The organism is Sulfolobus tengchongensis (assembly GCF_036967215.1).
Classification (GTDB): domain Archaea; phylum Thermoproteota; class Thermoprotei_A; order Sulfolobales; family Sulfolobaceae; genus Saccharolobus; species Saccharolobus tengchongensis_A.
The window spans coordinates 1,316,441-1,332,465 of the sequence record NZ_CP146016.1; the positions used below are offsets into that span (position 1 = coordinate 1,316,441).

At 33.5% G+C, this 16,025-nt stretch carries 14 protein-coding genes; 5 read left to right on the forward strand and 9 right to left on the reverse strand.

Annotated elements, in window-relative coordinates:
• The first annotated feature begins 3 nt into the window (after positions 1-3).
• Positions 4-1,101 carry an N-acetylglucosamine-6-phosphate deacetylase gene (nagA, locus tag V6M85_RS06320; protein WP_338604386.1) on the forward strand — a complete coding sequence of 366 codons (1,098 nt, stop codon included), beginning with the start codon at positions 4-6 and terminating at the stop codon, positions 1,099-1,101.
• A 78-nt stretch (positions 1,102-1,179) separates the two neighbouring features.
• Here the strand turns inward: nagA and V6M85_RS06325 are convergent, their stop codons facing one another.
• Positions 1,180-3,132: a glycoside hydrolase family 116 protein gene (locus tag V6M85_RS06325; RefSeq protein WP_338604389.1), complete on the reverse strand. Its 1,953-nt coding sequence runs from the start codon at positions 3,130-3,132 to the stop codon at positions 1,180-1,182.
• 33 nt (positions 3,133-3,165) lie between these two features.
• Here V6M85_RS06325 and V6M85_RS06330 point away from each other — a divergent pair, with 33 nt between their 5' ends.
• Positions 3,166-5,529, forward strand: a complete 2,364-nt coding sequence (locus tag V6M85_RS06330) for a M1 family metallopeptidase (RefSeq protein WP_338604391.1) — start codon at positions 3,166-3,168, stop codon at positions 5,527-5,529.
• A gap of 16 nt (positions 5,530-5,545) precedes the next feature.
• On the opposite strand, the gene V6M85_RS06335 is transcribed toward V6M85_RS06330, so the two are convergent.
• A complete protein-coding gene (locus V6M85_RS06335) occupies positions 5,546-5,938 on the reverse strand; it encodes a hypothetical protein (RefSeq protein ID WP_338604394.1) in 393 nt (130 codons plus the stop codon).
• A gap of 516 nt (positions 5,939-6,454) precedes the next feature.
• On the opposite strand from V6M85_RS06335, the gene V6M85_RS06340 reads away from it, so the two are divergent.
• Positions 6,455-6,904 carry a hypothetical protein gene (locus V6M85_RS06340; protein ID WP_338604396.1) on the forward strand — a complete coding sequence of 150 codons (450 nt, stop codon included), beginning with the start codon at positions 6,455-6,457 and terminating at the stop codon, positions 6,902-6,904.
• Positions 6,905-7,214: 310 nt separating this feature from the next.
• Positions 7,215-7,937 (forward strand): hypothetical protein, encoded by a 723-nt coding sequence (locus V6M85_RS06345; RefSeq protein WP_422398137.1) that lies wholly within the window; start codon positions 7,215-7,217, stop codon positions 7,935-7,937.
• On the opposite strand, the gene V6M85_RS06350 is transcribed toward V6M85_RS06345, so the two are convergent.
• The 7 genes from V6M85_RS06350 to V6M85_RS06380 all read right to left on the reverse strand — a co-directional run bounded on the left by V6M85_RS06350 (position 7,923) and on the right by V6M85_RS06380 (position 15,330).
• Positions 7,923-9,494 (reverse strand): hypothetical protein, encoded by a 1,572-nt coding sequence (locus V6M85_RS06350; protein WP_338604400.1) that lies wholly within the window; start codon positions 9,492-9,494, stop codon positions 7,923-7,925. The two genes, V6M85_RS06345 and V6M85_RS06350, sit on opposite strands and share 15 nt — an antisense overlap.
• 33 nt (positions 9,495-9,527) lie before the next feature.
• The gene (locus V6M85_RS06355; protein WP_338604402.1) at positions 9,528-11,504 is read right to left on the reverse strand and encodes a type II secretion system F family protein; all 1,977 of its coding nucleotides are present in this window, start codon (positions 11,502-11,504) and stop codon (positions 9,528-9,530) included.
• Positions 11,485-13,047, reverse strand: coding sequence for a type II/IV secretion system ATPase subunit (locus V6M85_RS06360; protein ID WP_338604405.1), 1,563 nt, complete (start codon positions 13,045-13,047; stop codon positions 11,485-11,487). Before V6M85_RS06360 ends, V6M85_RS06355 begins: the two co-directional genes overlap by 20 nt.
• Positions 13,048-13,288: 241 nt before the next feature.
• Entirely contained in the window at positions 13,289-13,711 is a 423-nt protein-coding gene (locus tag V6M85_RS06365; RefSeq protein WP_338604408.1) for a hypothetical protein, read from the reverse strand.
• Between the two features lie 24 nt (positions 13,712-13,735).
• Positions 13,736-14,125, reverse strand: a complete 390-nt coding sequence (locus V6M85_RS06370; RefSeq protein ID WP_338604410.1) for a hypothetical protein — start codon at positions 14,123-14,125, stop codon at positions 13,736-13,738.
• Positions 14,126-14,128: 3 nt separating this feature from the next.
• Positions 14,129-14,539 (reverse strand): hypothetical protein, encoded by a 411-nt coding sequence (locus tag V6M85_RS06375; RefSeq protein ID WP_338604412.1) that lies wholly within the window; start codon positions 14,537-14,539, stop codon positions 14,129-14,131.
• 50 nt (positions 14,540-14,589) lie between these two features.
• A complete protein-coding gene (locus V6M85_RS06380) occupies positions 14,590-15,330 on the reverse strand; it encodes a zinc ribbon domain-containing protein (protein ID WP_338604414.1) in 741 nt (246 codons plus the stop codon).
• Between the two features lie 430 nt (positions 15,331-15,760).
• Here V6M85_RS06380 and V6M85_RS06385 point away from each other — a divergent pair, with 430 nt between their 5' ends.
• Positions 15,761-16,009, forward strand: a complete 249-nt coding sequence (locus V6M85_RS06385) for a DUF504 domain-containing protein (protein WP_338604416.1) — start codon at positions 15,761-15,763, stop codon at positions 16,007-16,009.
• Positions 16,010-16,025: the final 16 nt, after the last annotated feature.

Genomic DNA, 16,025 nt, shown 5'->3' on the forward strand with positions numbered 1-16,025 from the left:
GGGATGACTAAGTGTATTAGAGGATTAGAATTAATAACACCGTTTGAAGATTTTCGTGATGATATAGTTATATCAGATGGAATAATACAGAGAATTGGTAGTCAGATATGTAATGACGAAATAAAGGTTCCCAAAGGTAAGTATATAATTCCCGGCTTAATAGATATTCATACTCATGGTATTGGTGGAGTACTTATTAATGAAATTAATGATATCAGTGGCTACGAAAGGATTAGAGATCTGTACTATTCCCACGGTATAACCACATTCATTCCTACAACCATTTCTGAAAATACAGAAAGGTTATTTCATATAGCAAAGATCTTATACGAAGCTAAAAGTGTAGGAATACATCTAGAGGGTCCTCTTATAAATCCGAATAAAGCTGGCGCTCACAAGTTTTTTACAAATAGAATAAATGATCAGATTTTGGAAATATCCAAATTATTTAAGATAAAGAGGATAACTATAGCTTCTGAAATATTGAGTGATAAAGAAATAGAAATTTTAGTGGATAATTTTCAAGTTTCTTTAGGTCATACCGATGCAGATGCAAACGAGGCAAGAAGAGCTATGGGATTGGGTGCAACTTCCGTAACTCATTTGTTTAACGCCATGAGGCAATTTCATCATAGAGATCCCGGTATTGTAGGCATCTCATTAAATACGCCAATCTATGCTGAGATTATTCCGGATTTAATACACGTAAATGAATCTGTAATCGAAATGGTTAGTAAGTTAAAAAGGGATAGGCTAATATTAGTATCAGATTCGTTGCAAGCTTCAGGTCTAGGGAAGGGAGAGTTCTCGCTATATGGGGAAAAGATTATATGTAATGAGGCGTGTTTTTCTCAAGACGGTAAATTAGTTGGTAGTAGTATAACGTTAGATGAGGGTGTAAGGAGATTAAGTAAGATAATTGGACTAAAAGATGCTATAAAATACGCTACTTATTCGCCAGCTTCGTTATTTAACTTAAAGTCCGGGCAAATAGCCAAGGGATATATGGCAGATCTCGTGGTGTTGGATGAAGATTTTAATGTACTTATGACGTTAAAAGATGGTAATATAGTCTTCTTCTCAACTTTTAAAAATTCATGATATTATTTACGAAAATCATTATCAATATATATTTTTATCTTACCACTTTCAAGTTCCTATTGAACAATTTTTAGGTATCTAAAAAGATGAAATTTTATCCAACGCTAACTTAACTAACCAAATGGACGTGCTTCCAATATAGGACATTAGCCCGACGTACTTTCCATCAATTGCATCTATTCTGGAAGATTGATCAAATGGATTTAGATCTTTTATGGTATTCCACTCTCTCTTGGCTATTTCCAAACCCTCCTTTACCATTCCCCTTAAAATCATGTGTGATGCTATCGCAAATGAAACTCTAGGCCAACAAGATCTTAATTGGCCCGTTGAAGTGTCAATACTTCCATCTTCTCTAACAGCGTTTGATAAGCAATATTTTGATGCCTTAAAGTTGAGCTCATAAATACTCTTTAAAGCAGTGTTAATTTTAACATCATCAGTGATTGATGGTAATCCTAATATATCACACCAAAACTGCCCTAGTAACTGCGAGTTTAAACAAGATCTATTCTCATCATACTTTCTTTTCCATAGTATAAAATAATTGCCGTTCCATAGTGAATCAAAGGTCTTTTTGCCACATTCTAAAAATTTAAAATACTTATCTTCGATCTTTATGTCCAATATTTCAGAAATTCTAATAAATGCTGTTAAAGCACAGAGAAACATTGAAGCCACATATGATGAAGCTCCATACATGTGGGTTCCATCATACGAGTTATCATAACCACCCTTAGAATCTGGTATACAATCGTTATCTAGATCCTTTTTCATTAGCCAGTCTATGATTTCTTTTATTTTATCGTAATTACTCTCTAGAATTTCCCTTCTTGACGTAAATAAGTAATCCCGATATAGCATTAATATTAATGTAGGTCCTAAATCAGTCCACCAATAAGGATAGGATGCACCATATATTGGATCTTCTATACTTTCTTCTCCGATATCATGAGGTGTTTCACCCTTGTTTACATAGTTTATGAAATAGGTATCCGCATTGATAATCAAATCCCTATAAAGCTGTAACAGAGTAAACCCTAAACCATCAAATGTCATAGATCCAATGGTATTCATTAGTTTGCTTATGTAAGGGTCTTCATAAACTGCAAACCTTCCGTCCTTTGTTAGCCAAGTATTAGAAGTTAGTATGTAAAGGCTGTTGGTTAGACTATCTCTCAACCATTCTTCTTTTTCATCTATTCCTAAATCTGGTTCTAGAGCGAGAGCATATTCTGCAACATCTATGGAATCGTTAAAGAAATTCTCGTAATAATGACCATAAGGGTAGTGATGTGGTCGACCATTAAAGTACCAAGATAAAATGAAAGTGTCCTCTCCGTCTATTTCTTTATAAACTATTCCGCCTATCTCCTCTCGAGCATAAGGCTTTATGGTATATTTTTCAGTATACTCTTTTAAGTCGTAAAAATAAGTAATATCCTCTGTCATTCCGATTTTAGCTGGCTTATAATATGCGAAATTTGTTATGATTTCACATCCTACACAACCCAAAAATATTTCCCCGTAAGCAGGATCTACTACTGAAGCTCTCTCATTCTTCATCAAGACACCATTTATTTTGCCATTGTATGCAATATTTACTCTTCCCGCTCTTTTGCTTCCAACTATATTTGGAAATGAAATAGCGAATTTTCCCTTTCCTTTTATTTTAAACTTGATAACTGGAAGTGAGGAATTTTTAATATCATTTTTAATCAAAATTGAGTAAACTTCTATATCAGCTAATGGCGATAAATATCTAATTACCGGAAATTCGACATTCATTTCTAATTCTTTAACATATGTATATCGTGGTGGAGTTTCTACATTTTTCCCGGGATTAGTTTGTAGAAATATCGGTTCCTTATCCATAAATGTTACTATATGAAAACCTCTAATTCGTCTAAGTGGGTTTGACCAGTTATTCATAATAGTTATATCATCAATCGTTAGGTCAGGGTAAAAGTTTATTTTGCCCGTGCCTATAGCACCTAGTGGAACGCCGAAGTATTTCTCTATCTTCATCATTAATTTTTTATTTATACTATTATTTATATGGGTATGCTTAACATAGAAAGGTATGAGATTTTTCTGGATTTTAATGGATATAATTACGATGGTATAGAGAAAATAACCCTAACCTCCACTGAAGAAAAACTGGAATTGGATAGCGTAAATCTCCAAATTGAAAGTGTAAAGGCTGACGGTAAAGACGTTCAGTTTAAAGTAGAAGGTGAAAAACTAATTGTGTATAGTAGTGTAAAAAGGGAACTAGAAATAAGATTTAAGGGAAAGGCTTCGGAGAACTCAATTCTAGGTATTTATGTTGCTCCTTATAATGGTAAGGGCATGATTACAACTCAATTTGAGGCAATATATGCGAGAAGATTTATTCCTTGTTTTGATCATCCCGCTTTGAAGGCTAGGTTTAGGTTGAGTGTTAGGGTTGATAGGGGTTTGAGGGTGATATCTAATATGCCTGTTGAGAGTGTTGAGGATAGTGGTGGGGGTAAGGTTGTTTATCATTTTCAAGAGACTCCTAGGATGTCAACTTACCTCTTATACTTGGGGATTGGTGAGTTTGAGGAGATTGTGGATGAGAGTAAGAGGCCAACAATAATAGTTGCAACCACACCGGGGAAAGTACAGAGAGGGAGATTTTCAATGGATGTAGCTAGAAAGGTAATTGACTTCTACGAGAAATACTACGAAATACCTTACCAATTACCAAAAGTACATCTAATACAAGTTCCAGATTTCGCAGCTGGTGCTATGGAGAATTGGGGGGCTATTACTTTTAGGGAGACTGCTTTGTTGGCTGATGATTCTTCTTCTGTTTATCAGAGGTTTAGGGTTGCTGAGGTTGTTGCTCATGAGTTGGCTCATCAGTGGTTTGGTAATTTGGTGACTTTGAAGTGGTGGGATGATTTGTGGTTAAACGAAAGCTTCGCAACATTCATGAGTTACAAAAGTCTAAAGTCCATATTTCCTCAATGGGATAGTGAGGGTCACCTAATATATAGTGAAACGCTAAGTGCATTAGAGGATGACTCTTTATCAACTACTCATCCCATAGAAGCTCACGTTAAAGACCCACATGAAATCGAACAGATGTTTGACAACATTAGTTATGGTAAGGGAGCGAGTATTCTCAGAATGATTGAGGCTTATGTGGGCGAGGAGAACTTCAGAAGAGGCGTAGTGGATTACTTAAATTCTTTTAAATTTGGAAACGCTGAAGGCAAGGATTTGTGGAATTCAATTTCTAAAGTTACTGGCAAGGATATAGGTCTGATAATGTCTGATTGGATAACTAAGCCAGGATATCCTGTGGTATTCGTTAGCGTAAATGATGGTATAATCAGATTATATCAAAAAAGATTTACATTACTTAATTATAATTTATCAGAGATTTACAAGATACCGCTTACATATGAGGTTAATGGGAGATTTAATACTTTTCTTTTGGATAAAGAAAGTGCTGAAATAGACTTTCGTGAAGAAAAAATAAATAGTATTAAGGTGAACGTGAGTAGAACTGGGTTCTATAGGGTATTCTATGATCCTCTTGAATTGGTATTCTCATCTAAACTCAACACCTATGAAGAATTGGGTTTAGTTAATGATTATTGGAATTTCCTATTGGCTGACATGGTAGACGTAAAAACGTATTTTGGCGTAGTTAATAGATTCATCAATACTTCGAACTCTTTCACATCCAGGGAGATCGCATCTCAACTTCTAACCTTGTATTACGTTACTAGGAAACAATATGGAAAGGATTTCCTATCAAATCAGATGAGAGTTTTTAAGAAAGCTAGAGACGACTTAGGAAGGTTAGCTTACTCGTCTATAGTGAAAACCTTAGCGATACTAGATGAGGATTTCGCATTAGGATTATCAGTATTATTTGATTACTATGATAGTGTAGATAGTAATATAAAGGAGGCAGTTGCTATATCCTATGCTATAACAACAAACGACTTTAACACCTTATTTGAAAAATATAGTAGATATAATATTGATGAAGAGAAAAATAGAATGTTAAGTGCTATAGTGTCAATACGTGACAAATCAGTTGTAGATAAAGTGTTTTCAATGGTGTTTAATAGAACAATAAAGGCTCAAGATGTTAGGTTCACAATCTCGTCATTAATTCATAATCCATACGTGAGGGAGGAAGCGTGTGGATACCTACAAGATAATTTTGCTAAGGTAAAGGATTTCGTGACTACTGTTTATGGAGGTCCTTGGGGTTTAGGATCGATTGTCAGAGGTATGATAATGTGTGGAGTCGATAAACCAGATGAAATTGTTGATTTCCTCGAAAAAATTAAATATAAAGAAATTGAAAGACCAGTTAGAGAGTCTATTGAGTGGATAAAAATATACTCAAGGCTAAAGCAGAAATTCTCACAATTATAGTTAAAATGAAAAAGTGTTACGATTTCTGAATTATTTCATCTAGTTTTTTCATAAGCTGTGATTCCACATGTTCGTTCCATAACATCTCTGGCACATCTACTACAAGGAACAGTTCGGATAGTAATAACGCTTCTACTGCTGTTATTGCTAAATTCTTTATCCAACTGCCTACTCCTGCAGTGACTTTAAGCCCTTGAGTAGTATTTTCAAGAGTGAACGTTAATGCCCTATCTGCTGCTATTATATCTCTTAATATACCTCCTTTTTGGGCTTGAATTATAGCTTTATTTCCTTCAACTTTTTCCTGTACTTTCCACCCATTATTTTTCAAATATGTGGAAAATTCATTAATTACTGCATTTAAATCGACTTGCTTAGGATACATTTTCTCTTTTTTAAAAGGATTCATAAACTTTATGTATTTAGTATGCTATAAAAACTTTTTCCGAATGTTATCCCAGTAGTACTTTATAGAAGGGGCGAGAGTGATATTAATCAAGGGGAGTCACAGATTCAGAGCAATATAAGGTTAAACCTTTTCCTCTTGTCCCTTATTTTTGTCGTATAACGAGCTTATTTCTCCTATATTAAGGAAATTGTTGAGACTCTAATATTTATGAATTACTCCACGCTTAGGAAGGAGCATCTCGCAATGGAGTTTTCCAGCTTCTAAGCTAGAACTCGATCCCACAGCTGAAGTTCCATCGAATTCACTAACATGCCGTGTAGTACAGAGAGGATAGATCTCTCCCTACAGATGGACTTCCTTCCCCTCCTGCCATAGTATTATCTCGTTATACAAGTGCCTATAACTTCGTAACGACACCATGGATACATATCTATTCTATTATATGTGTGTGTATCTTAATGAAAACGTCTCCATTGTAGGATAAAAGTTTTTATATGCTACTAACCAATATATAAAATGACTGAAATGGAATTTGTAGATTTTACAAATAAGATTGATATAATCGAGGACGTAGTAAAAAAGCGTCAAGACTTTAAGGATAGGATAGGTAGGGGAGAAAAAGCCGATTTCGAAATAATGGACAGTATTCAAGTGGGCGATTACTCTTTTGGATTTGTAAAGACTAAATATGGATATAGTGCATATGAGTTGATAATAAAAAAGAGCAATGAGGAATACCACATTATTTTTGCGCAAGAGAAGAACGGCTTCGTGGTAGCGCTAAATGTTTTTAAAGATATCGTTAAAGAGGGAGATAAAAAGAGTGCAACAGTTGAAAGCTATCTGATGAAAGGAAATACTGTAACTAAAGTTCTTTCTGGTAGATATGAAATAAAAGGTAATGTAATGCAACAGATTTTAAAGAATTATGAACCAGAAAAAGTTGAAATCAAAAGGGTTGGATAATTATAGCATCTGATCCATTTGCATCAGCAACTTGTCTTGAGGAATGTCTACTGTATGGCTATGCTGATGATAATTTGATAATTGCTCTTGATAGAGTAACGTGTACAACTTTTTGCCTTGGACTAGCTTTAGCATGTAATGTATAATGATATTTTCACTAGCGATGAGTGAGAGCTCACTACAGACCTTAGTAGAGGCTAGAACTCATTGTTGATTGAATTGATGGTGCAAGTCAAATTTTATTTTTTCAGATTAAGTTATGTAGGTTGTGCAGTACGAAATAATACTTCTAGCATTAATCGCTTCGCTAATGGTTGGTATTATAATCCTAATTTTATATTACATAGAAAAGATAAAGACCTATGTGGGAGTTTTTTTCATATATTTTTCACTGATAATGATGATAACTATGTTCGTAGGTGCATCGTTATATCTCTTTTATCCATCAACTTCTTCACTTGCAATAGCATTTGGGATAAACGCTTTCCTTATGATACCGTTAATAGCATATTTCTTAATGACAATAAGAAAGCTGGTCAATAGGCATTTTAGAGGAGAAAGAACACATATTGTGTTTTTTTCAATCTTACTTGTAGTTAACGAGGTATTAATGGGATCTACATTTGGAATTGCACAATTTGGTCCGTCTCGCTTTATCACACCTTACTATGCTTTTTATTATTCGATAAATAGTTACTGGTTTTTTTACCCAATGATGGCAGAAATGCTAGCGCTGTATATACTACACTATTTGAAGGGGCTTACGTATAGGGAAGTGTTTCCTCTAATAGGTGCGGTTGCTTTTCCACCAACTGCATTTGACTACTCTGAGTGGTTTTACTCTGCATTAATATTCTCCCTAGGTTTCTCACTCGTGGGGGTAATATCGTCGAAGAAGATTTGGAGGTACATGTACTCTGCATTAGCTGTGGCAATTTTACTTCTCTTAATAAATCCTATACCCTATGATATCTTAATAATAATTTCGATGATCTTATATTATCTATATCTTCTACCTTTAGGTAATAGGTAAGTTTTCTCCGAGTGTATTTCCATTAACTACAATAACAAAAAAGGGTAAGACTAAGGGAAATTCGTCCGCATCAACATTTAACATGCTTTCATTTATTGGTATCATGGTGGGTAAGCTAAATATATAACGTGAGAAATTAGGCAAGTTTGGGGTTCCATTAAACATTATTGTTAAAGACGTATTAGTTAAGGAGAAGTTTAATAAAAAAGGAGGAGAATAAGAAGTGACGTTATAGGTTATATTAAGAATTATTGGTAAAGCTGATAGGAACGGCATGTTCTCGTAGGCGATTTGAAATGACGAGATATTGTATTGCATTAAATTATTTGTGTTAACTAAGCTTACAGTAATGTTTAGCGGAAAATAACCTAAATACACCGTAGACCCACCAACTTTAATTGGATTAAGTTGAGTTTGCTCATAGTTTGTTAACATTTTATAATAATAATAATACGAATAATTATAACCTTCATAGCTTATGTAAACTGGAGAGTTATTGCCTTTAGCCATAACCCACAATTGGCTGTATTTTCCTATCTTATAAAATTCATTATTAGACGAATTTGTAACATTATAAGTATATAATATCATATAAAGGGGGACGTATCCACTCTCTTTTACGTAAGGAGTAATATCATACCCATTTGCAAAGTTTACTGGACCATACTTAAAAAAGTTATAAGATGTATTATAGTATATAGAGAAGTATCCAACTGAGGTGCTAGCAAGTACACCATTATTATTTTTGTAGATCATATATACAGTTCCATTCCACCAGCCATATCCTGGATAAATTAGATAGCTTTTATTATTTTTGGAATTAACGGCTTTTATAAAGGTCACATTTTCAAAATAACTTATTTTTACCTTATAACACAATATAGTAATCCCATTCAATATTAGATTTGGTTGGTTTAATGATGGTGAAATACTTATGTTATAAAGGGGAGGTGTAGTATTATATATTAGCTCTACACTAGTTATGTTTTTAGGGCCTAAGCTATGATTTGAAGATGTTTTTAAACTTAATATACTTTCATTTCCTATGTTTACAGTTGTATAGTTTTCATTAGACTCGTTTGTTGCTAACGTTTTTGATGATGGAGGAAGTAATGCTAGGGAAAATGCATTACCGGTTGTACTTACGAAACTTATCTGACCACTGGTTATATTTGGTCTTATTAATATTGTCTCTCCCGGACTTAGAACTATTCCATTTCTTGTTAGTGAACCATTAGTGAATATAATTAATTTATTTATTGGAAATGTGAAAGTATTCCCAGTGAACGTTGTTTCTATAACGTACTCTATGCCGTACACTCCTTCTGTGTCTGATAGGTAAACATGCGGTATGAACGATATGGTCTCGTTTTTAAGTTCCTCTACAACCCAATAATAGCCAACCTTAGCTCTGTTTATGATTTCAGAATCTACCTTGTTTTGAATGTTATATGACTGTACTTCGTTCTCATGATCTAGGATAACTACGCCTACTAGAATCGAAAAGAGTACTATGATAACTAGAGTAATTGCAAGTAATCCTAAACTATCTTGCATTATAAAAAATAGGAAAAGATAAAATATAAACGTTTAGATCGAGAAGAATTTTAGAACTATTGGTTCAATAACGTTAAAGGAATGTATGGATAGTAAAGCAAGAGCTACTCCTATAGTCGGCATTAACATATATTGTACAGTGCCGTATAATGCTTTTGTAACCAGTAATCCAATAGTAAACGTTGATATGATAATGAATGTGAACATTTGAATCACGGTTGTTGGCAATAATATAAGCTGGTTAATAATATTAGGAAACTGTGATATTCCTATATTACTAGTTGGCACGCTTATTATTGAAAATGAGCCTATAATTACTATAGCTATTAGTATTGTAACTATTAATAAGATTGGTGTTAAAATTCCTAAAACTTGATAGGCACGCATTCTGGAGAAAGCCTCCTTTTTTGACTCAACGAAGTTAAGTGTGAATTCTGTTAAATATTCTAATAAGTCTGGTCTTACAGTACCACTTTCTATTAGGATTTGAACTGTGGTTAGTGCAAATTTGCCAAGCCAACTTCTAGTATTTATTCTAGCTCTAGTTATGGGTATTCCCATGGAATCTTGCTTGACCAACTCATCTAAAATCCTATTGAACTCTCTTCTATATTTTTTCTCACTAGCTAAAGTTTTGATCGCTCTGGATAAATCATATCCTATTTTCCTGAACTCAGTAATGTCTCTTAAAAATTGTGGTAAGGAATTTTCGACATCGTTAATCTCTCTTATCTGATTCTGGACAAATATTGTGAGTATAAGAGAAAACGTTAGTAAACCTAGCCCTATTGCGTAATAAATTTTATTAATGAATATTTCTATTAAACCTCCTACAATAAGTGTTAATGCAAATGCTAATAATAACTGAATTACGTTAAGTCCTAAGTTATCCATGTATCTGGGTCTATTGTTTACAGTTATTGCGTACAAGATTGTACCGAATAATATAGGTATTACCAACAAGAACGATATAACTGCACCACTTGTAAAGAAAGCCAACGCTATTAGGAACATTGGGAATATTAAAAATAGAATCACTATTAGTTCTCCCAGGAATGACGTTCTTTCAGAGTAAAATCGCCATCTGAATTGTAACCAATTAAGGAATTCCCTAGCCTTCTGAAATAGATAAGCTTCAATATCCCCACCACTTCTTAGAATTGAAGTATAACCAGATAAAAACCAAGAATAATCTCTATTTAGAGTTAGCTTAGCTCTATGTTCCAGCGCATCAAGAGGAGATTTTCCAAAGAAATCCACATCTCTTAAAATAAGTAAGGCTTCCTTTTTCATTGCCTTAAAGATTGGAAATTCTATAATCTTCTTTATCCCTTCATATATTGTTGTACCACTTGCGTTAACTATTGTAATTAATGTAACAAAAAACGGTATTTCGTCTTGTATATTTTCCCTCATTTCTCTAGCCTTACTCTTGTATTTCTGTTCCGGATAAATGATAAAAAATAACGGTACGCACAATAATATGAAAGGTAAAGGTGATAATGTTGCTAAGCTAAGTGTAAGGGATATTGGTATTATTACTAGTATTGATATAAGAAAGTAGGCCGTATATTTTATTCCAACCTCGGTCGGGCTAATTAATTCAGCGCTCGCTTTTATATATTGTTCAGTTCGTTCTCTTATCCAATTTGCAATTACGCTTAGTCTACTGCTTGTGATAATCCTAGATTGTAAAATTGTCGATAATGGCACGCCTTCTTCAAACTCACTCCTAATCCTACTATAGTTTATTGCAAATGTAATACTTAATACGACTATTCCACCGATAAACAAACCTAAAAGTAGTGCCTGAAGAACTAATAAGAAGCCTAATGCGTCTCCTAACGCTATTGCCGGATTTACTACAATATATTGAAAGAAATTCGACATAACGTCTAGGAAGTGTTGTCTAAATAAAGTTATAATTAAGTCTAATAAACCAGAAAGTACAACTAGAAATAGGAAATCATACGAGATTATGTTAGCTAATTTAAGCTTTCTCTCGCTCAATACTATCACCGTTACTCGTATAGTATTTAACTAATTCCTTTGCTAGGTCTTCATAATCCTTAATACCTTTTTCAGCTAACCCTCTTAACAATAATACTCGGTTTTTTACCTCTGTATAGAGCCTTTCTTTGCTCCATCCCAATAATTCCCTAGCTCTCTCAAGTTGAACACTGTTGATTTCTTTTATGTCATGAGGGAAGAAATCTTTTCTATCATAGTCATATCTAAACACTTCTTTAAATTCATCCCCTATGTTTTCAACTATGGAAACTATCTTTCTGTTCATCTTTTTATTATCGCTCTCAATTCTCTTTATAGTTGCCACCACAGATATTAGTTGTTTAAACTGTAGGGACATTTCAGGTCCTAATAGACCACTAATTCTAGTTATTAAATCCACGTGATTAGAACCATGAAAAGTTGTAAGACCACCATGACCGCTGGCGACAGCTTGCACTAGCCATTCGATTTCCTTTCCCCTTACCTCTCCCACTATTATGTAATCCGGTCTATATCTAAGTGAGAGTCTAACTAAATCATAAAAGCTTATATCCTTCCCACCTTCATAGGTAGATGGTCTCGTATAAAATTGTATCCAATATTTATGGGGTAATTTTAATTCTGGAGTATCCTCTATGGTTAAGTATTTCGCTAAGGGGTTTAACAGCATCAAAAGAGCGTTTAACGCAGTAGTTTTCCCACTGCCAGTTGGGCCTACAAGAAATGTGAATAATTTCGCCTCAGCTATTATCCATAAGTAAACTGCCATTAATTCACTTAACGTGCCGTAATTGTATATTAGATCTATTATTGTTAAAGGTTTCTCCGGAAATTTTCTTATATTAAATGTTGTACCTCTGCTAATTTCTTCGCCATAACTTACTGCTACTCTGTGACCCTCCGGTAACATAAAATCTTGTAGGGGAATTGCGGTACTTACACTTCTCCCGCCTAAAGATGCAAGTCTTTCTATTAATCTCCTCACTTTTAATTCGCTTCCAAGCACAATATTCGTTTCTAATCTAGGCCATTCACTATGTCTACTATGGACTACTGAAACGGGAGTATTTGGAGATACTAATTCTATTTCCTCTATGTAAGGGTCACTCATGGGAGGTTGTATAACTGAATATTTTATTTCTCGTGTAATATAATACATGAATTTCCTTAAATTTCTTTTAACGTCGCCTATAACTCCTAACTTTGCCGCGATTTTCAGTACTTCATCTTGTAATTTAGACAAATCAATATTCTTATTCGATACCGCATTTGAGGGTGAGTATATTAGGCCATCCAATATCGCCATAAGAATTCTATTTTCCCTCTGATCGAGTAAGGGTTCATTAATTAAGTAGTAACCTATTCCATCTTTTTCAGCAATGTATATCTCAACGTCATATGGAGGTATGGTATATTGGTCTATAACGTTATAATTTTCAGTATTAGCCCTTAGTGTAATAAGTCCAGATTCGTCAAACGACTGAAGGTAATAAGACAATTCTTCAAATTTATTATTTGATCTCTTTTTACCAATAAGTGCCATATGTGTATTTAAAAATTAAAAAATAAAATACTTTATTGTCATTATCCATGAATACTTTATATAAGCTATTTGAATTTCCGTAGATATTAAGTAATTATCCTTATAATACAGTATGAAAGTATCTAAAATGTCATACTCTAAGTAGCAACTTTTGAAGTTCTTTACTACCTTATGAGTATAAAAAAGTAGGGAGAAAATGATTATTTTAACAATAACTCACAATTGCAACTTACTTACATTCCTACTCATCAATGACCTCAGTTGATGTAGAATAAGTTTGTCCGTTAACGTATTTTGCGGTTATTACAATAACATAACTATTACCCTCAATCGCTTTAGATACTGCAATCGTAAAGGCATACGTTTGGCCTGGTGCTATACTAATGGTAGTATTTGTATAGCTCGCTATGACTGTGGCGTTGTTTTGAGGATGTATCTGTATAATTATACTAGTTATGTTACTTGCTCCTTGATTAATAATATCACCAGTTAAAATCCCTCCAACCATTTGCACATTGTTCAGCGTTAAACCAGTAGTAATCATGCTATGTCTAAGCACACTGAAGAAGTAATAGCTAATTAGACTAACCGCAGCAATTGCGACTAATATCAATAATACAGTAACTAATGCGTTCTCTAAAGCCTTCTTATTTTTCCTCTTCATATTAAGATATATCTTTGATCTCCTTTATTTTACTTTTTCGCTTGATGGTATGTAATAACTGTTGCCATAAGATGTTACTATCACGTATTGACTTGCAGGTTTCACCTTTATTATGACGTTTTGGTTAGGATCTATGGTAATGTTTTCTGGCTGGATCGAGATATTAGTCTTATTTATTAGCAATATCGCTACTATCTTGGTGACTACAGAACCTGCGTTATATATCGAGAGTGTTGAGTTTGAGTAACCTATCAATAGGCTCTCTTTAGCCTTGTTCGCGAGTATTTGCGAAACTTGAAGATACTCCTTTTGTAGACTCACGTATGTCGTACTTATATATAATAGTAACCCAATAGTAGCGATTAGAAGAAAGAAAACTACCAGCATTGCGATTACGGACGCTTGTCCTTTCATAGATCACGCCTCTAATTCTATTAAATTGTTATTAGTAGTTTGTATAATAATATTAGTCGTGTTATCATAAACTTGTATTACATAGACTACTTGAGGATATAATACTCTAATATCTGTTGTCGTCGAATTATATATAATGAATTTTATTGCAGTATGATTAACATAAATTTTGCTAACATTTATTGGTACATTACCAATATTTTCAACGTAAAAACAAGTGTGATTATCAGTTTGGTGATAGTATACAACACTTAAAATCTGGCCAGTGTCAATGTAATAATTTCTAAGTTCTTGGGATAGCCCATATTGATTGAGATTAACTACATGCAAATAGTATATGGTGACTATTGCAATCGCAATTAATGTAACCAATATTAGAAAAACCACTGTTATAGCTTCAGAAATCGCCTTCATTTACATAAAATAGTGAATAAAGTATATTTTAACTTAATGCAAACACACATTTAGCTGATATCTCTTACCATTAAATAAGTTAGAATCGAAGTGTATGGAATTGCGAAAAGATTAAGCACTGGTATTAGACTAATGATTGAACCTATTAATATTATCAGTGAACTTATCGCATCTTGATTAAATGCTCTCGAATACCAATTTATCGCCTCTGTGATAGTCATTGTCCTATTTAATACTATAGATGCTGAAATTATATACAATAATACTCCAACTAATCCTACTATTATCCATGTTAACGTTAAAGATCTGCTTATTCCCAGCAATATTCCCAGCACTACTAATATCACTGCAATAACAGATAATCTACTTAAACTACTTCTTGCGCTATAAAATGAAGCATTAAGGTTCGGTTGCACATTTCTTATAGCATCTTGAGCCATATATACAGTAGTGTGAACTGTACCAATGAAGAGAATTGAGCTTATTATACTTAATATTATGCTACTTATTAGCCCTACGACCGTAAAGGCTATTGGCGAGATTAAACCTACTCCAGCGGTAATCGCACCTAAGATCGCAACCAAAACTATTTCTATAATTAGCATAATTACAGCAGGTACTATTATTGAAAGATTCCTTGTAAAGATATCAAAAGCTAAAGTTGTCCTACTAGGTTGCGATGGTGGTGGAGCTGATAAAGGATACGATGATAGTAGTTGATATCCGCAATTTAAACAATAATTTGCAGTATCAACATTTACATATCCACATCTAGGGCATTGTTTAGGCATATTCTCTATCCATATTACTCTTCTTTATACTTCTATAAATCAGCTTTGCGCCCGGCATTTCATCGATCATCGCGGCGGCACAGCACTAATCTCTTCATCTTAATAGAAATAGAGAAGCGAGCTATTAAATCTTACATCCATCGCATTATAAACTTAGCTTAAATTATTAGTGATTTTAACCTTAGAAGTCTTATCTAGGTATGCTGTATGTTTATAATGTCTATTATTTTGAATATACTAACGTAGTAAGTTATCATAATACGTAATAAACTAATTCTTGTAGTTGAAATTTATTTCCATAATAGTTATAAAATTTTACTTAATATAGCTCCTTAAGCTTCGCTTTTAAGGGTAATGACTTACTAATGTATTAATACTTTGTCTTAGTTAAGTAAAGTATGCTTAAATTTGATCTTTTTCACAATTATCTATGAGAATTAAGGATGCCATAAACATGATTATATGGAAGTACCCTGATAAATTGCATGATTACGTAGTTATTATAAAGGATAGATTAGCAGATAAAGGGCTGAAAGAGATTTATTTTAATGAAATTGAGAGGGTAGATAATTATTATTTATACTTGAAAGGTAATGAGGATATTGTAATTCCTCTGCATAGAGTTCTTATGATTAGGAGAAAAAGTGATAACGCGACCATATGGAAACGTGGAGATTAATTATTTTGGTTAAATA